18 protein-coding genes and 1 pseudogene are annotated in these 21,423 nt (G+C 62.0%); 9 read left to right on the top strand and 10 right to left on the bottom strand.

The annotated features are described in order from the left end of the window. Window positions 1-29 precede the first annotated feature (29 nt). From FOZ70_RS01390 to FOZ70_RS01375, 4 genes are all read left to right on the top strand, one after another. Complete coding sequence (locus tag FOZ70_RS01390; RefSeq protein ID WP_219704799.1) at window positions 30-875, top strand: MBL fold metallo-hydrolase; 846 nt, start codon at window positions 30-32, stop codon at window positions 873-875. A gap of 341 nt (window positions 876-1,216) precedes the next feature. Further along, window positions 1,217-1,963, top strand: a complete 747-nt coding sequence (locus FOZ70_RS01385) for an SDR family oxidoreductase (RefSeq protein ID WP_059486102.1) — start codon at window positions 1,217-1,219, stop codon at window positions 1,961-1,963. A 152-nt stretch (window positions 1,964-2,115) separates the two neighbouring features. Further along, window positions 2,116-2,970 carry a DJ-1/PfpI family protein gene (locus FOZ70_RS01380; protein ID WP_060148194.1) on the top strand — a complete coding sequence of 285 codons (855 nt, stop codon included), beginning with the start codon at window positions 2,116-2,118 and terminating at the stop codon, window positions 2,968-2,970. A gap of 124 nt (window positions 2,971-3,094) precedes the next feature. After that, window positions 3,095-3,580: a nuclear transport factor 2 family protein gene (locus FOZ70_RS01375; RefSeq protein WP_021156588.1), complete on the top strand. Its 486-nt coding sequence runs from the start codon at window positions 3,095-3,097 to the stop codon at window positions 3,578-3,580. 92 nt (window positions 3,581-3,672) lie between these two features. Here FOZ70_RS01375 and FOZ70_RS01370 read toward each other — a convergent pair whose 3' ends face one another. Then, entirely contained in the window at window positions 3,673-4,620 is a 948-nt protein-coding gene (locus FOZ70_RS01370; protein ID WP_060372640.1) for a GlxA family transcriptional regulator, read from the bottom strand. A gap of 282 nt (window positions 4,621-4,902) precedes the next feature. Here FOZ70_RS01370 and FOZ70_RS01365 point away from each other — a divergent pair, with 282 nt between their 5' ends. Continuing rightward, complete coding sequence (locus FOZ70_RS01365) at window positions 4,903-5,808, top strand: AraC family transcriptional regulator (RefSeq protein WP_059855810.1); 906 nt, start codon at window positions 4,903-4,905, stop codon at window positions 5,806-5,808. Between the two features lie 14 nt (window positions 5,809-5,822). On the opposite strand, the gene FOZ70_RS01360 is transcribed toward FOZ70_RS01365, so the two are convergent. Further along, window positions 5,823-6,137, bottom strand: a complete 315-nt coding sequence (locus tag FOZ70_RS01360) for a hypothetical protein (RefSeq protein ID WP_042972813.1) — start codon at window positions 6,135-6,137, stop codon at window positions 5,823-5,825. A 202-nt stretch (window positions 6,138-6,339) separates the two neighbouring features. Between FOZ70_RS01360 and FOZ70_RS01355 the strand changes: the two genes are divergently transcribed. Next, a complete protein-coding gene (locus FOZ70_RS01355) occupies window positions 6,340-6,555 on the top strand; it encodes a hypothetical protein (RefSeq protein WP_124467574.1) in 216 nt (71 codons plus the stop codon). Between the two features lie 178 nt (window positions 6,556-6,733). Here FOZ70_RS01355 and FOZ70_RS01350 read toward each other — a convergent pair whose 3' ends face one another. After that, entirely contained in the window at window positions 6,734-7,333 is a 600-nt protein-coding gene (locus FOZ70_RS01350) for a DJ-1/PfpI family protein (protein WP_059648688.1), read from the bottom strand. 164 nt (window positions 7,334-7,497) lie between these two features. After that, window positions 7,498-8,961, bottom strand: coding sequence for a DEAD/DEAH box helicase (locus FOZ70_RS01345; protein WP_219704798.1), 1,464 nt, complete (start codon window positions 8,959-8,961; stop codon window positions 7,498-7,500). 282 nt (window positions 8,962-9,243) lie between these two features. Here FOZ70_RS01345 and FOZ70_RS01340 point away from each other — a divergent pair, with 282 nt between their 5' ends. Further along, complete coding sequence (locus FOZ70_RS01340; protein ID WP_219704797.1) at window positions 9,244-9,498, top strand: H-NS histone family protein; 255 nt, start codon at window positions 9,244-9,246, stop codon at window positions 9,496-9,498. 51 nt (window positions 9,499-9,549) lie between these two features. On the opposite strand, the gene FOZ70_RS01335 is transcribed toward FOZ70_RS01340, so the two are convergent. From FOZ70_RS01335 to vgrG, 4 genes are read right to left on the bottom strand one after another with little or no spacing between them, the layout of a single operon-like run. Continuing rightward, window positions 9,550-9,837 carry a PAAR domain-containing protein gene (locus FOZ70_RS01335; protein WP_060088845.1) on the bottom strand — a complete coding sequence of 96 codons (288 nt, stop codon included), beginning with the start codon at window positions 9,835-9,837 and terminating at the stop codon, window positions 9,550-9,552. An 11-nt stretch (window positions 9,838-9,848) separates the two neighbouring features. After that, window positions 9,849-10,886, bottom strand: coding sequence for a T6SS immunity protein Tli4 family protein (locus tag FOZ70_RS01330; protein WP_346656378.1), 1,038 nt, complete (start codon window positions 10,884-10,886; stop codon window positions 9,849-9,851). After that, window positions 10,883-12,820, bottom strand: coding sequence for an alpha/beta hydrolase (locus FOZ70_RS01325; RefSeq protein ID WP_219704796.1), 1,938 nt, complete (start codon window positions 12,818-12,820; stop codon window positions 10,883-10,885). Before FOZ70_RS01325 ends, FOZ70_RS01330 begins: the two co-directional genes overlap by 4 nt. A 35-nt stretch (window positions 12,821-12,855) precedes the next feature. Next, window positions 12,856-15,636 (bottom strand): type VI secretion system tip protein VgrG, encoded by a 2,781-nt coding sequence (gene vgrG, locus FOZ70_RS01320; RefSeq protein ID WP_219704795.1) that lies wholly within the window; start codon window positions 15,634-15,636, stop codon window positions 12,856-12,858. A 1,309-nt stretch (window positions 15,637-16,945) separates the two neighbouring features. Between vgrG and FOZ70_RS01310 the strand changes: the two genes are divergently transcribed. Continuing rightward, window positions 16,946-17,140: a hypothetical protein gene (locus tag FOZ70_RS01310; RefSeq protein ID WP_219704886.1), complete on the top strand. Its 195-nt coding sequence runs from the start codon at window positions 16,946-16,948 to the stop codon at window positions 17,138-17,140. A gap of 110 nt (window positions 17,141-17,250) precedes the next feature. Here FOZ70_RS01310 and FOZ70_RS01305 read toward each other — a convergent pair. Then, window positions 17,251-17,529: pseudogene (locus tag FOZ70_RS01305) on the bottom strand (transposase); the annotation flags it as partial. 118 nt (window positions 17,530-17,647) lie between these two features. On the opposite strand from FOZ70_RS01305, the gene FOZ70_RS01300 reads away from it, so the two are divergent. Next, window positions 17,648-18,382: an ABC transporter substrate-binding protein gene (locus tag FOZ70_RS01300; RefSeq protein ID WP_104766098.1), complete on the top strand. Its 735-nt coding sequence runs from the start codon at window positions 17,648-17,650 to the stop codon at window positions 18,380-18,382. Between the two features lie 95 nt (window positions 18,383-18,477). On the opposite strand, the gene FOZ70_RS01295 is transcribed toward FOZ70_RS01300, so the two are convergent. Further along, complete coding sequence (locus tag FOZ70_RS01295; RefSeq protein WP_219704793.1) at window positions 18,478-21,195, bottom strand: TonB-dependent receptor; 2,718 nt, start codon at window positions 21,193-21,195, stop codon at window positions 18,478-18,480. Window positions 21,196-21,423 lie beyond the last annotated feature (228 nt).

The following is a 21,423-nucleotide window of genomic DNA, read 5'->3' as shown; positions in this document are numbered from 1 at the left end:
CCCACCATTCGCCGATTCGGAGAAGCACGATGGCCACGCTTAACTTTCCCGGCCAGCAAGTCGGGGATTTCACGATTACCGCCATCAGCGATGGCTACCTCACCGCGAGTCTCGACTTTCTGTCGAATATCGACCCTGCAGACGCGTCGAACATGCAACGCGATGCCGGGCAGAAGGCGCCAGAAGCCGTGCACATCAATTGCTACGTCGTACGCGGCGCGGGACGCACCGTGCTCATCGATGCCGGGGCGGGCGGGTTCAGGCAATGGGGCGGCCAACTCGGGACGAACCTCGCGCTTGCCGGCATCGAGCCCGCCGCGATCGACACCATCCTGCTGACCCACGCGCATCCCGACCATGTCGGGGGGCTCGTGAACGGTGCAGGAGAGATCGCGTTCCCGAATGCGGAACTGGTCGTGCATCGACGCGAGGTCGGGTTCTGGCAGGACGACGGGAATCTGAGTCGCGCCAGCGAACGCGCACGCGGAAATTTCGCAGTGGCGCGTCGGGTGTTCGATGCTTATGGCGACCGGCTTCGTCTTTTCGACGACGGGCAAGTACTCCCCGGCATCGACGCACTGCCGATACCCGGGCACACCGACGGGCACACCGGATATCTGCTTGAATCAAGCGATCAGGGGCTTCTTGTGTGGGGAGACGTGGTGCATTTCCCGCATATCCAGATTCAGCGACCGGAGGTGTCGATTGCCTTCGATCACGATGCGTCGTTGGCCGCTGCTACGCGGTCACGGCTTCTGGACCAGGTCAGTTCGGAAGGGCTGTTGATCGCCGGCATGCATCTGGGGGAACGCGGGTTCGCACGCATCGAGCGAACGAATGGGGGATACCGTTTGCGCTATGAGCGCGAGGAATGAAGCAGACGGCCTCCAGATACCGGCCGCTCGCCGCGGTCGCTCGGACATCCGCATCGCGACCACTGCGCGTCCGACCTTCGCGCACGCCTGCGCCACACGCCACTCGCCGCCAGCGAGACCCCACATGAAGCGTGCGAACGGGCAATGCCCCCCGCCAAACGCCGAGCCGCGTTGTTCACTCGCTTGAACCGAGTGGCGCTTTTTGAGGGTTATACGACCTTTGCGCCATACGCCTCGCGTTCCATACTGCACGTGGAAGATCGAGCCGGAAAAGGCACACAGACGCAATTGCGTTTGAAGCCTTCGGCCTGATCAGTCACGACGTAAAAATGGAGCAGAAGATGAGGCTTAAAGACAAGTCAGTGTTGATCACCGGCGGTACCAGCGGCATCGGCCTCGCAACCGCGAAGCTGTTCATTGCGGAAGGTGCCCGCGTAGCGGTGACGGGCCGCGATGACACGGTGTTCGAGCGCGTGAAGGCCGAGCTTGGCGAGCATGCGCTCGTTCTCAAGGGCGACGTCCGTTCGCTCGACGACATGCGGGCGATTGCCGCCGAGGTCAAGGAGACGTTCGGCGGTCTGGACGTCGTGTTCGCGAACGCGGGCTGGGCGTTCCCGTCCGCGGTCAACGACATAGACGAAGCGCTCTATGGCGAGATCATGGACATCAACGTCAAGGGCGTGGTGTTCACGCTTCAGGCGGTGCTGCCGGACCTGCGGCCAGGCGCCTCGTTCATTCTCAATACATCCTTCGTCGCGCAGACCGGCAAGCATGGCATCTCGTTGACCGCGGCAGCGAAAGCCGCCGTACGATCGCTCGCCCGCAGCTGGTCCTACGAGTTTCTCGACCGCAAGATCCGCTTCAACGCGATCGCGCCCGGTGTGATCGACACTCCGCTGCTCACCAAATGGGGCATGCCCGACGAATGGGTTCGCGAGCGCAAGGCCGAATTCGCCGAAACCATTCCGGTGGGCCGCATGGGCCACGCGATGGACATCGCGTACGCGGCGCTCTATCTCGCCAGCGACGAATCGTCGTATGTCGTCGGCACCGAACTGGTCGTCGATGGCGGCGCTTCGCAGCTTTAAGCCTGCGGCGCGCGATGCTTGAGCCCTGCAAATCATCCGGGCTCATCCCCATCCCGATCTCACGTCCGCCACGCCGTTCGTCGCGGCGGCCATTCAATCCGGCCCAATCTGGTTGCGCTCGCAGAGGGGCCGAAGTGCAAGGAGAAACGATCTTGACCGACCGTAGCGAAGACAATGCTTCCGGAACACCGCTCACGAGAGCGGGCCGTTCGCGCCGCGATGCCCTCAAGCTGGGGGGCGCCGCCACCCTCGGCGCCATCCTGGGCGGCAGCGCGTTGCTCGCGCACACCACCCCTGCTCTTGCGCAGGCCGGCAGCAAGGGCGAACTTGCGCCGAATGAACCGCTCAACATCCTGATCGTCAACTACGACGGCGGGACGCTGCTCGACTTCGCCGGCCCCAGCGAGATCTTCCATCGGCTGCCGAATACGAACGTCCGCTACGCGAGCCTCGATGGCGGCAACGTGACGCTCGAATTCGGCGTCGTGTACGGCAAGACCGAGCGGCTGGCCGACATCGACAAGACGGACGTGCTCCTGGTCCCCGGCGGGTCTAATTTGACGGCGCCGATGCAACCCGCGTATCAGGCGCAGATCCGGCGCCTGGCGGAAAGCGCCAGGCACGTCACGTCGGTCTGCAACGGATCGCTCGTGCTCGCCGCAACGGGCGTGCTCAAGGGCAAGCGGAGCGCGTGCCATTGGGCCTTCGTCAACAAGCTGGCCGAATATGGCGCGATTCCCGTTCCCGACCGCTTCGTGGAAGACGACAACGGCCGGTTCATGAGCGGCGGCGGCGTGACGGCGGGCATCGACTTCGCGCTTCGCGTGGCGGAGAAGCTGCGCGGCCGACAGGCGGCCGAATTCACGCAACTCGTGATCGAATACGATCCCGCGCCGCCGTTCCACTCCGGCCATCCAAGGGACGCGCGGCCGGAAGTCGTCGCGATGGTCGACAAGGAACTGCCCGGCGCCTCCAGGGGGCTCGCGCGCATTCCAGGCGTTCGGTGAAACATGGGCCGGCAATGCGCGCGGGCCGTCTGCAGGCCTAGATAATCACCGGCTCCGACATTGCCCGCCCGCCCTTTAAATTTTCGTAGTCCTCTCAATTCGATCTATAACCGGAAATCACCCGATGCAACAGAATCGTACTTTCGCTACCGCACTTGCAGCAGCCTGCGTCACCTTTTTCGCGTTTGCAACGCCGGCATCTGCCGGTGGTTCGCAACATCCGCCCGAAGCGGCCATCAAAGCCGAGAATGCACGATGGGCGGATGCCTTCGCGCGAGGCGACTACGAAGCAATCGGTCGCCTCTATACCCGCGACGGCACTCTCTTGCCGCCCGGCGGCGACAAGGTAACGGGGAGCCGCGCGATCACCGAATACCTCACCAAAGGGTATGCCGGATCGAAGCCTGTCACCGTATCGTTCAGCAACTACGAGTTCTACGGCAACGACCGGGTCGTGACCGAGGTTTCGGATACGGAGATCCATGACCACGACGGAAAGCTCAAGTACCGCGGCAAGCAGACGCTCGTCTTTCTGAAGCAGGGCGGCGCGTGGAAACTGCATCGCGACATGTGGAACGATTACGGTCCGCTGCCGACGAACGACCAATGAGCATCCGGCGAAACGGATCATGACCTGCACGAAGCACGACTGATCCGTCAGACGGGCATTCATAGGCAGTGCGCTGATCGGCCGGCAGCCGATCAGCGCACGCCGTTCGATCGGCTCTCGCGTCGAATCGCTTGCGGCGGGTGCCCATGCAGTTTGATGAAGGCCCTGCGCATCCGTTCCGGATCGGTGAACCCTACCGCCAGCGCAATCTGCTCGATCGGTTCGCTACCGCTCTGCAGGCGCAGCCGCGCCGCTTCGACTCGCAGGCGCTCGACCGCCTTGGCAGGTGTTTCACCGGTTTCCCGGCGAAATGCGCGTCCGAACTGCCGCACACTCAATCGTGCGGCATCGGCGAGCCGTTCGACGGGCAACGCTTCGGCGAGGTGCTCCCGGGCAAAATTCAGCGCGATGCGGATCCGGTCCGATTCCGGCTCCATCTGCGACATTGCCGAGAACTGGGACTGGCCGCCCGGTCGACGATACGGAACGACCAGATACCGGGAGACGGCACGCGCAATCTCCGCACCCATATCCCGTTCAATCATGCCGAGCGCCAGGTCGATTCCGGAGGCGATGCCCGCCGACGTCCAGATGCGGCCCTCCTCGATATAGATACTGTCGCCTTCGACCCGCGTGCGCGGGAAGCGCGACTGCAACTGGGCCGCGTACAGCCAGTGCGTCGTGGCTCTCACGCCGTCCAGCAAGCCGGTTTCGGCCAGCAGAAACGCCCCCGTACACACGCTTGCCACCCGCGAGGCGCGGGCGCCGAGTTTCCTGGCAGCGGCGATGTTTTCCGGAGCCCGCATCGGCTCGATCTCCCCGCCCACGAAAATGACGGTGTCGAACGTACGCCGTCCGATCGGCCGCGTTTCGATCGAAACGCCTGTATTGCCGGGAACCGGGCCGCCGGACTGCGAGATGACCTGGAGATCATAGGGCGTGTGGCCCGCCGCGGTGGCCACCTGATTGAAGGCCGACAGCGGCCCACCCAGATCGAGCACATCGTAGCCACGGCAAACGAAGAATCCGATTCGATGCATGACGAAGTCGTTAACTGAAAACCCGGAAAGTCGCATTTTATCCGGACCCCTCAAATAACGACATGCCGCCCGAAACGAGGGAAAAACGTCCTTTACGCGCCTATCGCTTGTCCGTACGTCCAATCGCCGACGTCGACCCGGCCGGGACGGGCCGGGACAGCAGTGAGGCCCACGTCACGCCGTATTCACGCTCTGCCACTGCATCGGCGACCCACGACGCACACCAGCCAAATATTGCTTTGATATACTTCGCCGCCCCATTCTTCACGTTCCCGCGGACTTATGACCGCCGCACAGTCGGACAACGCATCATCTGATTTCATGCCGGCCGACCTCAGGCAAAGCGTCGTCACGCAGACGTTGCCGCACGCACAGGTCAGCATCAGTCGGCTCAAGACATCTCGCAGGGATATTGGCCGAACCGCGCCATACGAACTGGAAGACGCCGATCTCGTCGTGCTGCAATTACGCGCGTTCGGCGAACAGGAATTGTGGCTCGACGGACGTGTCGCTCGTTTCGTCCCCTATCAAGCAGGAACCGTCACGATCCATGACCTCGATCGCAGATGGGTTTCCGACCTGAAGGGAACGTTCGACTGCATCCATTTTCACCTCCCCCGCCTGACGCTGGAGGAGACAGTCGATGAAATCGGCGGCAGGCAGCGGCCACAGCTTTACCTGCCACCGCATTTGAGCAAGGTGGACCCGATCATTCATCGCCTGGGCCAGGCCCTGCTCCCCGCTCTGGCGCAGCCCGGGCATGCGTCCCGGCTCTTCGTCGACCACGTCGCACTCGCCTTTCAGGCACATGTCGCGCGCCAGTACGGCGGCGTCAGCGAGCGGCGGGAGAAGTCGACGGGCAAGCTCACGGCGTGGCAGGAACGAATGGCGAAAGGGTTTCTTCTCGAGCACCTGACCGGGAACGTCACGATTGCCGATGTCGCCAAAGCGTGCGGCCTGTCTCGCGGCTACTTTGTCAAAGCCTTTCATCAGACGACCGGGTTGCCGCCCCATCGCTGGCTGATCAATCAGCGCATCGAGCGCGCAATCATGTACATGCGCACGTCATCCATGCCGCTGCACATGATCTCGGATATCTGCGGCTTCGCGGATCAGAGCCACTTCACCAGGACATTTACGCGCGTCACCGGTGTGTCACCGCGTCGTTGGCGCGCGGACAACATCTGAGGCCCCCGCGATACTCATCGCATCCCGGCCCGGGCATCCTGCCCGGCACGCACGCTGCCTGTTCGGGCAAAATCGGAAACCTTCAGCGAAACCGTATCGGCTTTCGCATTCGAGCGCGTCTTCCGGGCGACTGCCAGGATCGGGGCCAGATGCTCGTAAAAGCATTCGAGCTGCCGCGCGTCGGATGCCAGTCGCTCGAGGTCGCATGCCTTCTCGAGAATCAACCGGGAAACATGAAAGCGCTGAAGCCCGCGGCCGACCCGAGCCTGAAACACGACGCCATCGCTGTTATGCGGTACCCCCGCCCACACAAGCGAACTGCGGTCCATGAAGCCTCCGAACATTCTTAATCGTCACATCAATATGCCAGCCATCGACGACGCTGCATATTTGTATTTCAAAATTGTGGCGCGCCGCACATCGGCATGTTCGCGTCATCCGGATATTGCGCTGCAGCAAAAGTGCTCGTAGACTGGGTTCGCGCATCCGATGTCGTTGCCCAGCAGTCGCCCCATGACGGGAGAGCACGCCATGACGACTTTTTCATCAGCACTGAATCAGGCACCCCCTGCCCTTCACGTGTTCCAGCAGGACGGTGGCTGGCACTGGGGTATCACCGTCCCTCGTTCCACGGGGTCCGGCTTCAAACTGATCGCATTCAGTCACCACATCTTTTCCACTGAAGACACGGCCCAGCACGACGGCGCTCGAGCGTTGGCGTCCATCGTCGCAAATGACGTGCATTGAACCTCGCGGATCGGGCCCCGATCACGCTTCCCGATTCGGTGGTATCCGACATCCGCAAGCAAGGGAAAACGGAAATCACGGCTGCCGCCGGCAACGCGATTGCGAACCGAGGGCGCCGGAGAAACCGCCATCGCGAACACCGCATGATGCGATGAACGCAGTGCGATTTTTTATCGCATTACGGCAGATAAGGCGTGATGTTCGTCAGCGCACGGGAAACGTACTCATCCTTCTCCCCGACCGGCGCAACGTAATGAAGCGCGCTGCGCGCGGCTTCCTCGCCCTCGAGGCGCGCGATGATCCACGCGGCCAGGTATTGCGAAGCAAAACAGCCGCCAGCCGTTGCGACGTTATCTCGCGCGAAGAACGGCTGATTGAGGACTTCGACGCCCGCCTCGACTACCCACGGTTTGGTCGTGAGGTCCGTACAGGCCGGGACGTTGTCGAGGAAGCCGAGCCTGGCCAGAACCAGCGTGCCCGAACACTGGGCACCGATCAGTTGCCGGGCGGGATCGAGTTTCAACTGCTCCATCAGCGTCGCGTCGTTGACGACTTCCCGGGTTCGAATGCCGCTCCCGACGATGACGGCATCCGCCGTGCAGGCGTCGGCCAATGTCGACTGCGCCTGCACGGTCACCCCGTTCATCGATGTGACGAAATGCTCCGGGCATGAAAGCGTGACCCGCCAGTCGGGCTTCTTGATGCGATTGAGCACGCCCAGTGCGATGAGGGAATCGAGTTCGTTGAAGCCCTGAAAGGTCAGAATCGCGATGTGCATGGGGTGCCCGTGTCTGAAGTCCGTCGGTGCATATTGCCAGATCGCCGACGCGAACGGCCTGGCGTTACGCCGGATTCACCCCGTCGATGCGACCGCCTTGACGCTGCCGGCGGGCCCCGAACCGCCCGCCAGGTTCAATGACCGGCGTGACTCGTCCCGACACGTCAAGGCTGCCGCTTGCCACGGCCGCCGGCGGGTTTGCCGGCGGGTTTGCCGGAGGGTTTGCGCGATCCCGCAGCCGGCTTGCCGGCCGGTTTGCCGCGCGGTTTCTGCACGCTGAACGGGCTGCCGATGGTGTAATCCGGTTCGTTGCCGGCCGGCTTTGCGTGCGCCGCCGCAGGCTTGTGCCTGCTTTCCCCACCTTGCGCTTGCGGGCGCGGCTTTTTACCGGCCACCGGCCTGGCGACGGGCGCCGCGTGCTGCACTTTGGGCTTCTTCGGCTTTTTGGGTTTCTTGATGATCTGACCCGTCGCGCTGGTTTCCGGCACGCGGTGTTCGGCCTCGAATCCCGGCTCTTCTTCACGGCGCAGCGTTTGCCGGATCAGCGCTTCGATCGCGGCCAGTTGCGGCGCTTCGTCGGCACATACCAGGGACACCGCGACGCCGCTGGCGCCCGCGCGCCCGGTACGGCCGATCCGGTGCACGTAGTCTTGCGCGACGATCGGCAGATCGACGTTGATCACCAGCGGCAGATCGTCGATATCGAGCCCGCGCGCCGCCACGTCGGTGGCGACCAGCATCTGGACTTCGCCCGTCTTGAAGCGCTCCAGCGCGCGCAAGCGCGCGGGTTGCGGCTTGTCGCCGTGGATGGTGTCGACCGCATAACCCGCTTCGTCCAGCATGGCCGCCAGGTAATCCACTCCGTTGCGCGTCTTGACGAACACCAGCGCATGCTCCCACTTGTTCTCGGCCACGAGGTGCATGAAGAGGTCGGGCTTGTTGCGCTTGTCCACCGGCACCACCCACTGCTTGATCTTGCTGGCCGTGGCGTTGGGCGGGCTGACGCTGATGTTGACCGGGCCGCGCAGAATGCTCGCCGCCATCGCGCGGATCTCGTCGCTGAACGTGGCCGAAAACAGCAACGTCTGGCGCTGGGCGGGCAACGCGGCAAAAACGGCGTTCAGTTCGCGCGCGAAGCCGAGATCCAGCATGCGGTCGGCTTCGTCCAGCACCAGCGTTTGCACCTGATCGAACTGCACCGCGTTCTGGCGGTTGAGATCCAGCAACCGGCCCGGCGTGGCCACGAGCACATCCACGCCCTTGCGCAACTTCATCATCTGCGGGTTGATGCTCACGCCGCCGTACGCGGCCAGGAATCGCAGGTCGAGGCCCTTGCCGTACGCGATGAAGCTTTGCAGCACCTGTTCGGCGAGTTCCCGCGTGGGCACCAGCACCAGGACGCGCGCGCGGTTGCTGGACACCGCCGGGCCGTGCTGCACCAGCCGCTGCAACAGCGGCAGCGCGAAACCCGCCGTCTTGCCGGTGCCCGTCTGGGCCCCGGCCATCACGTCCTTGCCGCCGAGCACGGCAGGAATCGCCTTGGCCTGCACCGGCGTAGGAGCCTGGTAATTGAGGTCCTGCAGGTTACGCAGCAAGGGATCGATCAGGCCGAGCGAGGCAAAAGACATGGACGTATTCCGGGCTAAAACCGCAATTCTAGCGGTTGCCGGACGGATCAAGGCCCGCCGCGCCCGGCCGGAAGCCCGCGACGCGGCACGACACGGCAAACCGGAAGCCGCCACGGGCGCAAAGCAAAAAGCGATTCCAGCCTTGACCTGCGGCGGGATTCTGTAGCCAATCAGGCAGTGAGTCGCGCGTCGATATTGTCGGAATCCAGCCAGACTCGACGGACCGTGGCCGGAGGTTGGTAGCGATGAGCGCTGTGGGGCCGGCGTTCGGAAAAGTAAAGCGTGCTTTCGATCCTCCAGGAACAGGTAAAGCAACGGGGAATTACGCAGCAAGAAATCCTCAGCGCGTTGGGCTGCATCGGCAGCCAGAAGAAAACGCACAGGGCGCCGGCAAAGTATTGCGACCCGAAGCCGGGCAAATCGTGGTCCGGCCACGGCCCCAAGCCGAAGTGGATCGAAGGCAACGGTCTCGACGCGCTGCTGGTCGATCGTGGACAACCGCAGCCCTGGTGGCCGGAACGCGAGTCGCCATCCTGAGAGATTGTCCGAGCTGGCCAGCGTACCCCGTCGAGATCCCGTTTCCCTGTTCTAGACGTCGATGTACGACGTCGATTGCGACGCCACGAGTTTCGGCGGCGTCGGGCATGCGCACACGCATAGATCGTCGCTTAACGCTGCCTGCCGACCATCCGGTCCGGTCGTGGAAATCCGCGGGCCATCGGTTGAAATCTTTCCGACCGTCTTGCAGACGGGACACCAGACCGGATCATGCTCGTAGGCTTGTTCTCGGCCGCCGATCATATCCGTATGGTCCCCGCCCTGGACGATGCCGCCCACCGTCGTCGTGTCGCCTTTCACGATGTCGAAGCGTCGCATGGCGGCCCCGTTTAGACCGCGCCCGGCCGCAGGTGCAGGCTGTTCAACAACGTCTCCCAGGTTTGCAGCGCGCCTGCCTCGTCGACCGGCGACGTCGCCTCTTCAGGCGACAAGTTCGGGCTGCTCGCGCCGAGCAGCAATTGAATGGCCGTATGCGGCTTCGCCAAGGTGCTCGGATCGCCCGGCGCAAGCAGGTAGAACCGATAAGATGTAACTTCGCCTTCCTTCAACGCGAACAGCACTTCCTCGGCGTCCATACCGGCCACTGTCCGCTTTCCTTGTCGCAAGATCCGGTAGCTCCCGCTCGATATCTGGTCCATCTTCGCGCGCAATGCAGGCAGTGTTTTGGTCAACGACTCTTTCTGGTCGACGTCGACGGCATCCCGCATCTCGATCACCAGCAACGCCGGCCGTCCCGGCATCAGCGCAAACGACTGGCTGACTTCCTCCGTATACTTCGACGACCCTGAAACGAAGCCACCGTCGAAGCAGAATCCCGATTCCGTCGGCACCGACCAGTTATCGCGCGCTTTGATGCGACGGAAAAGATCGGTATAAACAGGCTCAAATTTGTCCAAACCACCGGAACCAATTGACCCCGTCGCATGAAACAAGGAGTTGTTTTCGTATAGATATCCATCTACACCAAAAGGCAATTTTGCAGCTTTTGCGATACCTTCTTGATAAGCAAAAACTCTTGAATTTTTTGTTGGCGATATCTCTCTCTCGAGCCAAACGGGACCTGATTGACTTTTTGGATTTGAAGGATCGAACCGTCTTTCCGTACGATATTTCTTTTCCGCTACATCAACTTTGACACGGTATTCAGCAGGAGAAACGCTGTACTGCGTCTCAATCTTATTCCCCCAATACGCATATCGCTGATTTGTAATTTCACTCGCCACTGGCCGATCAAATACAAAACGCCCGATGCACCACGGGCGCGGCTTGAGAAGTAATGGATTCGTCATGCTCAGCTCGTTCGCAAATGTCAATGCGCAGGTCGACAGGCCTGCAATCAAAAGTACAATACGGAGAATTCGTTTCAAGTTTTCGGCTCCGGTGTGTCTTGTGCAATCTGGACGATACTATAAAGTAGCGCCCATCGTGCCCATGGATGGTTGTAGCTCTCCTGGTGCACATAGCCCCCTTGGTCGAATATCATTTGTATCCCTTCCGCTGCGCCGCCACTTGCGCTATGTGCTGGCGCTTCAGCAGACCAAACCGGAACAGTTCCGTCGCCCGGGACAATGCCGTTCTTTTCCGGATCCGGCTCTTTGCTTCCGTTCGGCAGCACCGGCTTTTTTTGCACTTCGAACTCGACGGTAACATTGCGTGTGTCCAGATGCACCCGTACCGTTCCACGGTGCGAGTCGCTCAGGAAACGGGCGGATTTCAACTCATCCTCCGTCACGCCAGGCGGCACATCACCTTTCCAGATGACCGTTCCCCATGCCAATAGGTCGTCCAGATTCTTTCCTTTCTCGATCTTGTTCTTATTGCTATCGTCGCTCTGAACTCCAGAATCCTTGGACGTCAGCGCACCGTCCCCATATGATATGTATGTTTTACCATGATATTTATCTATTATTTTTCCTTGATTTCGCACAACAGAGAGCATCGTTTTCGAAAAATTCTCGAACACGGTTGTTTTGATAGGCTGGCTGTCGAGCCGCTTTTGGATGATCCCGGCCGGGTCGAGCAACGAAGTTGATTGCTCCGGAACCAAGCCATACCACTTCGAATTTGTAAAGATGTCGTTATAGGCGTCACCATTCTTGGGCAACGTCATTACCGGGGTACCGTTCAGCTGCGAGAATATCCACCACGCCTTTCCGTTGTGGTAGTCCGGCATCGGCAGCAGTTCCAGCGGGCCAGGCGCATTCGCCGCCACTGCAACAAATTCGTCCGCGTTGCTGCCGAGCAGCGCACCGTTGATGAACCCGTTCAGCAACCCCTCATTGCCGCCACCCGTGCGAAATCGTTTTGCCGCGATCGGTGCGCCGGTCGCCGGCAGCACGTTGTGGAATACGCCGTGCATCAGGCCCTCGGCACCGTGCATCGCGACAGCCATACGGGCGACCAGGCCGCCCATCGAGTGGGTGAGAATGATCGCCTTGCCGCTGTCGTTCTCGGCGATGATCTCGTTGATCCCCATCAGCCGCGCTTTCTTGCCGCTCTTCTTGTCCGTGAACGTCAATCCCTCGATCACGTCCTTCGCCGACTGTTCATTCGACTGCAGCCAGTTGTAGCCGATCGCATACACCCGGTAGCGGTACTTCAGGAATCGTTTGAAGACTTCCGAGTCTTCGGTGATCGCCTGCCCCCGGCCTTGCTCACCCACGCCCGTCGCACCATAGTCGGCGGGCTCGGTGCCCAACAAGGGCTTGAGCGTCCAGTCCTTGCCGTCAGGATCGGTCTCGATCCACGCGCCTTTGTTCTTCCCCATGCATCGGGGCTCGTTGAGCTGCTCCTCGAGCCAAGCCAGCATCGGCTGGTAGCTCGACCGGTAGACCGAGCCCCAGCCACGTCGGAGTGCCTCGGCTTCGTCGACATACTGGTCTTCGCTATCGTCCTTCTGGACCTTGCCCGCACGAACAGGTCCGAGCGGTGTCACGACTGCCTTGGTCGGGTCGTATCGCGTCTCTCGCGTGGATGCGCCCTTGAACCACATGCCGAGCAGCGCCGGCAGCGCCCCAAAGTCACCCAACATGCCGTCCGTGTTCGGTGGGAAAAAGATCGGGTCCCCGGTCTCCTTGTTGACCAATGGGGAGCCCATCACGCCCGGCAGAAAGATCACCGGCATGATCGGACGGACGTCGCACAGCAACTCCTTTTGCCGCGTATCGCTCGCCGGCGTCAACGTGAAGTGCCCGACCGACGCGCCGTCCTTGTCGGTGCGGCTGGTCACCCGCACGACATCCTGTTCTGCACTATCGCTGAACGGCGAACCGCCGGCGGAATCGTTCGTGTTGTCAGTCATCGTCGTTGTTCTATTTCGCGTGTCGGTTGTCGAATTCACTCAGCAGGACCGCTCGGCCGGCGCCGTAATGCGCGTACCGCCAGCTTCTCGATATCCTCGCTCTTCTGCTCGGTGATCTGCCCCAGCTCGTCCGTCGTCCCGGACAACTTTGTCCCGTCGCCACGAATCAGCTCGTACGGATGGTTTTTCAGCACCTCGCCGGTGATGCGATCACGCAGTACGTACGGGTCGTTGAACCTGGCCGTCGGCATACTGTTCATTCGCTGGGCCACCGAGCTCGGCCCCTGCCGACTGAAGGACGCCGACTTGATCGTGCGGCCGGCCTGCGTGCCGTCCTCGATCCCGGACGCCGACCACTGCGTGTACGATCCGCCGGCCTTGATCCAGATCTCGTCGGCATCGAGCACGATGCGCTTGGCTTTCACGTTCACTTCTTTCCCGGCGTTCACGCGCACGTCGTCGGTGTGGGCCGAGATCTCGACCTTCCCTTTCGCAGCAAACAGCTTCATGCCGGCCTTGTGAACGAACAGGCTGATCTTTTCTGCGGCCGCAACGATCAGTGACTTCCCGCTTCCCAGATGCGTGTTCTCGCCACTGATCACGTTGACTTCCTTGTCGGCCACCACGTGGGCCGAATGATCGGCGATAGCGGCAAAGTCCGCGGGTGTCGCGATGACGATCACCGGTTTCGCGAATCCGTTGGCGTTGCCGGTACCGCCGCCGGCAGTAACCCCGCCCGAATTTCGGCCCGACACCGCGTGCTCCGCGTCCTTGGCCAGCGCGTTGAGCGCGTCCTGACCGGCTTGCAACGATTCGGCTTGTGCTGTCGTGCTGGCGCTCGACAGCGATTCCGCCAGCATCCCGGCTTTCTGCAATTGCGTACGGGCTTCTCCGACACTCATCTGTTCGTCGTCGTAGGCTTTCCGATGCGTGCTGATCGACAGCCCCTTGCTCGCACGGACCGCTCCGTATTCGTCGGCGTGCAGCACGAACCCCTGCCCCAGATAGCGGCCACGCGTATTGCCGTCCTGCTGGATCAGGTAACCCTGGGTCAGCGCTGCATAGCTCTGCCCCGTGTAGCTGATCAGTCGCGTGCCGCCCTGGTTCGTGGCGTCGTCGTGGATGAATGCGTTATACGCTCCGGTTTTGCCGAAGCCCTGCGACTGAAACCCCGACAGCAGCACATTGGTGTGCCAGGGCGCGGGTGTCGTGCCACCGCTGGCGCGGCCCAAGATGAAGGGTTTGTCACAGTCGTTTCCCCAGTAGCCGACGAGCACCCATTCGCCCGCGCGGGGAACATGCACCCCACCGTAGCCGTTCCCGGTATCCGCCTGCATCGACGAAAGCAGGGGCGAGGCATTGAACGCACCCGGCGGATTCTTCCTGTCCCATGCGAAATGGACACGGACCTGATTGCGTTCGTTCGACCACGCTTCGAATCCTTCCTGCGTGACCACCAGAGCATGCTCGATCGGCATCGCGGGCTTCGGATGCTCGAAGGGGCTGCGATACTCCAGGCGCGCGTCCTGCGCTTCGACCTCAATCACGTAAAAGCCGGTTGTTCCGTCCTCGCCATGACCCGGAGTCGAGAAGCGTGCGCCGTGGGCTGCCTGTTGTTCATCCAGTGTCGCGCGCAGACTCAGCGGAAATTCCGCCAGCGGCTGGCCGATCGGCACATTGTTCTCGATGAACCAGCGCGCTTCGACCACCAGGAAGGTCCGCGCATCGCTGTCGTGTTCCGGATGGCGTGGATGGTCGTTCAGGACGAAGCGCGATCCCGCATCGAGCCAACGCAACCCTCCAACCCCGAAGTATCGGCGCGCTCGCGCATCCCAGCCCTGTACACGCCTGCGTGCACGCGCTTCGCCACTGGTCTCATCGGGATAACCGTAAGCGGTCGGCTCATAGACCGTCATCGGTGCAGCCGGTATCGATTGTTGCTCCGCCTGATGGCGACCGTCGTCGGCCGCGTAGCCGACCGACTGGAGCGCACTGGCCACTTCAAAGCGAGCGGTCGGGCGCTTGTAGTCGAACGAGCTCGATTCGTATCGCAAGCTCTGCATCGTCTGCATGGCCGCCCAATGCGCAAACCCGCTCACTACTTCACCGTCCCCGGCATCGCGAACAAAATCGGCTGCCTTCGGATCCTGCAGCGCGGCAGCCCGGTCGACGATCACCAGTGTGGTCTTGGGCGTCTCGCCGTTACGGACCGGATCGTGGACCCAGTAGCAATACCAGCCCTCGTCTTCGAGCAGCCGATGGAAAAAGTGCAGATCCGTCTCACTCTGGCGGCACCACGAGCGCACTGCCGGTTCGCGATTCAGGTCGAAGCGGAAGTTGCCATGCAGTTGCGGATAGCGATTCAGGATCTCGGAAACGATTTCCTGCGCACTTTGTTCGGTCCAGCCTTCGTCGTTGCGGGTGCCGCCCAGGAATACCAGCGCCGAGGAAAACCCGAGCTGGTATGTCGACAGCCCACCGTCCCCGCCGAGGTAGCCGACTTTGTGTACAAAGCCGTGGATCGGCCGATAGACCGCGTCGGCGAAAGGGGCACCGGGCTGTTGCAACCAAAGCGTCACTGACTGATGCATCAGCGAGAGCAGCGCCGTATCGTCGCGCAGGGACGCGACATCGATCGTCCAATGGTAGTCGCGGCCAATCCGCGCCGAACCACGCGCGCGCAGCGGGATCAGCGCGTTTTGGCCGAGCGGCGTGTCCAGTCGCAACAGCCGGTTGTTCTGCAATAAGCCCCGATGGATCGCGTTATAAAGCTCGCGATATTTAAACTCCCCCGGCGCGGATGGTCTAAGTACCATTGTTCTCTCAGGTTCGTTTTAGAATTTTTCTTCGAAAGTGCGACAACGCTTGCTCGCGCGTGTCTAGTCGCGGCGCATCATCATCGCTCCATTCTCACGACCGGATAGTGAATTTTTCGTGTCTCGATGTGGCGCGTCGTAATGATCACCCGTACGACGATTGGTCGCACCGCACTCACATACAGCTGCATAAACAAACGTCTGGGAATTGCAGCGCCATAACCCTAACGCTTCACCGTCATAATCGCCAACGATCGCACCATTGTGATTTGAAGATTTTTCACATTGCAATTCATTATCGATACCCTTTGCTTTGCAGGTTGATAATATTAATCTCGTCGACAAAGTTAATTTCACAAATCAGCTAACAAAGTCACGGTTCCGATTTGATCTTGTTCCTTCCTGTTTGCCCCACTTAGTATCGTGACGTCAGCTATTGCCAAGGGTCATCGCTGAGGTTCGGCGAGTCGTTGTCTACCCCCGGCCCGTGACTCGATTCAGCCATCGACTCCTTGCGCCGACGGTTCTTTCTCTCAAGCTTGCAAACACCATGGTGCTTCGACCATCACAGGGATGCAACGCCGTGCCCCCGGAACACTGTTCGTCAAACCAGGTGAATCGATGCACGATCACCTCGACCTCGGTCCGCACGCGCTTCTCGATGTCATTGGACGCAAATTTCAGGACGGACGGTTTACGATCGGACAATGTGCCGCTCACCTGCCTCATCCAGCAGGGGTTGAATCGCATGCACGCGGGGATCCAGATGGCCGTTCGATTAGGTTTGATCGTCCGGGATGGCACACGCGAGGGCCACGGCTTCCGGCACGCGCCACACGCATGGGAGCCGGTGCGTCGCCGGCTTGAAGAATGTTGAGAATCGTTATCGTGACTTTCGTTTTCCCGACGAAGGGATAAGACGCGTGTGACGCGCTTCTTTGCGTTTGTTTGGCTCCCTGAACCGGATAGCTCACTTGCGGCAGCAATAGCAAATGATTCTCGATCGCCCGTCCTGCCCGGCCCCGGCCGATGCGTCCCGACGCCCACCGCCGTCGTCGATTGGCCCCGCTGGCACAACCGCTGGATGGCCTTCCGGCCGTTTGCCGCGAGGCATACTTTCTGTGTCGCGTGCGCGGGTTCCGCATCGAACAGGCGGCACGCTCGCTCGGGCTCGAGCCGGCCGTCGTGCGCACCTATCTCGTACGGACGCAACGCGCCTGCCACGCCGCACTGTCCTGAACTGTGAGCCGCTGCGAAGAAAAGAATCGCAGGCCATGCCAAGAGCCCTCGAAAAAAACCGGAGAAAACGATGTCGCTTGCAGAGATTGATCGGGACGGGTGGGAACTGGATGATGCCGAGCCGATCGCTTTGGCGCACCCCGCCACCTTCTGGTTACCCGAGCGTCAGCGACGCGAGTCCCTCGTTCCGGGCGACATCGTGAAGTTCATCTTTCGTATTCGGACAGCGGATCGGGAGAGAAACGAAAAGAACGCATGCCGGTAACTACAGAAGGAATCGTGGGAGGGGTGTATGTTGGTCGGTTCGATAACGACCCATTGTGTACTCGCGACATGGTTACCGACTTTGAAGTCAAGTTCGAGACTCGTCACGTGATCGATACGCCTGAAGATATTCCAACAGACAGGCGGGCAACCGAGTTTCAGGAATGCTTCGTGAATGTCAGCCCGTCGCTCGAAGCAAGTGCGTAGGCGACGAAAACCGTGGGGCCAGGAGTGAGTGCGTTCGACCATCCAACGATACTTGCCGAGTCCGCTGCCGTGTCCGGCCCGGCGCTTCGCGATCACCGGCCGGATACCGCGATTGCGCAGGACTCGCCGATGCCGCTCGGAATCGTGGCCGCGATCGGCGTAGACCACGCGAGGCCGTTGAATCGCTCGATGCTGCCCCGTCACGAAAGCCGGGTGATAAGCTCGATGCCGGCGCGCTGTCGTGCTTCGACTCGCATCGACACGCCCGGAACCCTGCCCCTACGACCGCAACGAGCCACCCATGCCTCTCGCCCCATCCGTCCTCTCCGCGTTCACGCCTACCGGCAAGCTGCGCGCGTCGATCAATCTCGGCAACCCGATCCTCGCGAACCGCGACCCGGAAACCGGCGAACCGTTCGGCGTGTCGATCGACCTCGCACGCGCGTTCGCCGAACGCCTGTCGGCCGAGCTGGAACTCGTGGTGTTCGACACCGCGGCCCAATCGGTGCAGGCGCTGACCGACGAGCGTGCCGATTTCGGTTTCTTCGCGGTCGATCCGCTGCGCGGCGAAACGGTCGCGTTCACGGCGCCGTACGTGCTGATCGAGGGGTTCTATCTCGTGCGCGACGCGTCGCCGATCCGCACGAACGCGGACGTCGACCAGCCTCACAACCGCGTGACCGTCGGCAAGGGCAGCGCGTACGACCTGTTCCTCACACGCGAGCTGAAGGCCGCGCAGATCGTGCGTGCACCGACGTCGCAAGCCGTCGTGCAGACCTTCGTCGACCAGCAGCTGGAAGTCGCGGCGGGCGTGAAGCAGCAACTCGAAGCCGATGCGGCGAAAACGCCCGGCCTGCGCCTGCTCGACGAACGGTTCATGGTGATCCGGCAGGCAATGGGCGTGCCGAAGCGTCGCGGCGAAGCCGCCGCGGCGGCACTGAACGCGTTCGTCGAGGAGATGAAGGCGTCGGGCTTCGTCGCGGATGCGCTGCGACGGCATGGCATCACCGGCGCATCCGTCGCGCCGCCGGGCTGATCGAAAGCGGCTCGGCAGCATGACCGGTGGCGGCAAGCCGCCGCGCGGCGCGTGAGCGTCGGCGCGCTGCCGTTCAAAGGCAAACGCAACGACCCTCAGAACCGGTACGTCGCCCCCAACTGCGCAAATCGCCCGACGTACGTATAGAGCGACGAATCGTAGCCGGTCGGCCCCGCCATCCATACCGGATCGAACGGCGGCTTGCGATTGAAGAGGTTGTCGATCCCCGCGTACAGCGTCCAGTGCTTGAATCCCGTATAGCCGATCATCAGGTTGAACTGGCTGTACGACGCAACGCCATCCGCCATGCCCGGGTACGTGCCCGGCGCGAGAATGGCCTGCGCGTAAGGGCCGACATAGAGCCAGCTCAGGGTCGCGTTCCACTGGTGATGGTTCCAGCTCAGGTCGGTGTTCCCTTTCCAGCGCGGCGAGCTGCCGCCGAACGGCTGGTGAAGTGCGCCGTTGTTGCCCGCGTAATCCCTTTCCACGCCGCCAACCGGCATCTTGAAGTGCCACATGTACGCCCAATCGCCGGACAACGTGAAGGTACCGATTTTCGTCGCGACCGTCTGGCGGAACGTTGCCTCGAAGCCGTCGGTGTCCAGCGACGACAGATTGCGATACGGCAGCGTGACATAGGCGATGCTGCCGTTGGCATTGCGAACCACCTGTGAAGGATCGTTCTGATTGACCACGACCTGCACGTCATCCGTGCCGATCACGTTGTCGATATGAATCTTGTACCAGTCGAAACCGATATCGGTGGTACGCGTCGGCGAAAACTGGAAGCCGACGTTATAGTTCTTCGTGCGCTCGGGCTGCAGGCCGCGATTGCCCGCACGAATTTCCTCGACGATGTTGTACGAACCCGGATTGTTCGGATCTCGCGCATCCACCACGCCTTGCGAGCCGAACGTCCGCGACGACGTGTTCTCGATCAGCGTCGGCGCACGGAAGCCGCGATTGTACGAACCGTACAACGTGAGTTCCCGCACTGGCTGAAAACGCAGCGCGAACCGCGGCGAAAACGCGCCGCCGAAATCGCTGTAGTGATCGTAGCGGCCCGACTGGCTGAACGTCAGCGTCTTCAGCAGCGGGATGTCGAGCTGATAGTAGACGGCCGCGACGTTGCGCTCGCCGTCGACGGACTGGATCGACGGCGACGTCAGCTGGCCGCTCGCCCAGCCCGCTCCCGTGCCGATGTACTGGCTCTGGTGCATGAACTGCGCGCCGAGCCCGAGGCCCACGTTGCCCGTCGGCAGCCTGAACAGGTTCGGGCTCGACAGCGTCGCATCCAGCACGTCGAGCTTCGTGATCGCCTGGTTCGACGTGCTCTGGTAAAGGCCGTTCAGTCCGTTCGGCGTCGCGGACGGGTTGGAGAAATCGAACGTGCCGTTCCGGATGATGTTCGTCAGCGCGCTGGCGCTCATCTGGTTCGAATAGTTCTGCGAGACCGTGTCCTGCGAATGCGCATACGACGCGCTCCAGTCCCAGTCGCCCGCGGACGGCACCGCGAACGTTCCCTTCACGCCCGTCGCGGCGCGCCAGTAGTTCGAACTGACATGCACCGACTGCGACGCCGGAAACGCATAGCGCAACTGCGTCGGCACGCCGAACGGATTGTAGGGATTACCGGCCGGCACGACGTTCGATACCAGCGCTACGCTGCCCGTCGCCGGATCGTAGGTCTGCGTGCTGGTCGTCAGGCGGCCGACGCCCCGGTTCGCGACCGTCGTGTTGTTGCTCTCCCACAGATCGGCGAACGCCTGCATCGCGTCGTCGATCCTGAACTCGCCGTGCAGCTTCGCGCTCAGGCGCTCGGTCCACGGCGAAAGCGACGACGCGCCTGCCGTGTTGCGCTGGCAGATCGTGCCGCCGGCGCCGAACGATTGGGAATTCGCGTTGCCGGGTGCGACCTTGCCGCCATACGCACAGGGGTCGAGCGGCACGTTGCCGTTCGCCCTCGCCCAGTACGACGTCGACTGGTTGGACAGGCCGCCGGGATAGTTCGAGAAATTCTGGTTCTCGGTCATGTTCCGGTCGGAAGCGAGCACGCCGTTGTTCTTGTAGTAGCTGAGCGCCGCCGTCACGTTGAAGCGATCCGCGTTGATGTCGCCGAAGCCGCCCAGCAAGCCGAACCGGGTCGTGCCCGCGCCGCCGCCGCCGTTCGTCGCGCCGCCGTAGCTGCCGGTCAGCTCCAGGCCCCGATAGTTCTTCTTCGTGATGATGTTCACGACACCGGCGACGGCATCGGAGCCGTACTGCGACACCGCGCCCGTCTTGACGATCTCGATCCGGTCGATGATGTTGAGCGGCAGCGTGTTCAGGTCGAAGAACTGATCGGTGCCGTTGGCCGCGTACGCATACGGGGCGGCGCGCTGGCCATCGATGAGTACCAGCGTGTATTTTTCGCTCAGCCCGCGCAACGCGATCCCCGATCCGCCGACCGCGAAGTTGGCCGTCGCGGTCGAGCCGTCCCCCCAGCTGCTCGATGAATTGGCCGTCACGCTGCGCAGATAGTCCGCGACCGTCGTATGGCCGCTGTTCACGATGTCCTTCGCCGTGATCGTCTGGACCTGGTTGAAGCCGACCTTGTCCGCGCTGCGGATCAACGACCCCGTCACTTCGAAACGCTTGACCGTCAGCGCGTCGTGCGCGCTCGATGCCGGCAACGCCGGCGCCGCGGGCACGGCCACTGCCGACGCCGGCGCGTCGGGTGCCGGCTGCGACTGCGCCCATGCGGACGCTCCCGGTACCGCCGTGGACGCGCAGAACCACGCTGCGGCAATCCCCCTCACCACGCTTTGCTTCATCTATTTTCCCGCCCACAATCGCCGGCCTGGCCGCGCGTATTCATTAAACGGTATCTATTTAGATATCCGAATTCATTTTCGAAATGCAGATCGTTCCGGCTCGACGAGGTACCTGCCACGTTTCGGGCACCGTGCCCGATTTCACGTCAACCCGGGTCGCATGGACGCCGCACGGGAATCGCCCGCGGCGTCAGGTCGACGTTGTCTCGAAAGGACGCATGCGCGAGC

The organism is Burkholderia sp. COPS (assembly GCF_019425585.1).
In the GTDB taxonomy this organism is placed as follows: Bacteria; Pseudomonadota; Gammaproteobacteria; order Burkholderiales; family Burkholderiaceae; genus Burkholderia; species Burkholderia cepacia.
Note: the sequence above shows the minus strand (reverse complement) of the source record. Positions and strands in the feature narration are given on the sequence as shown.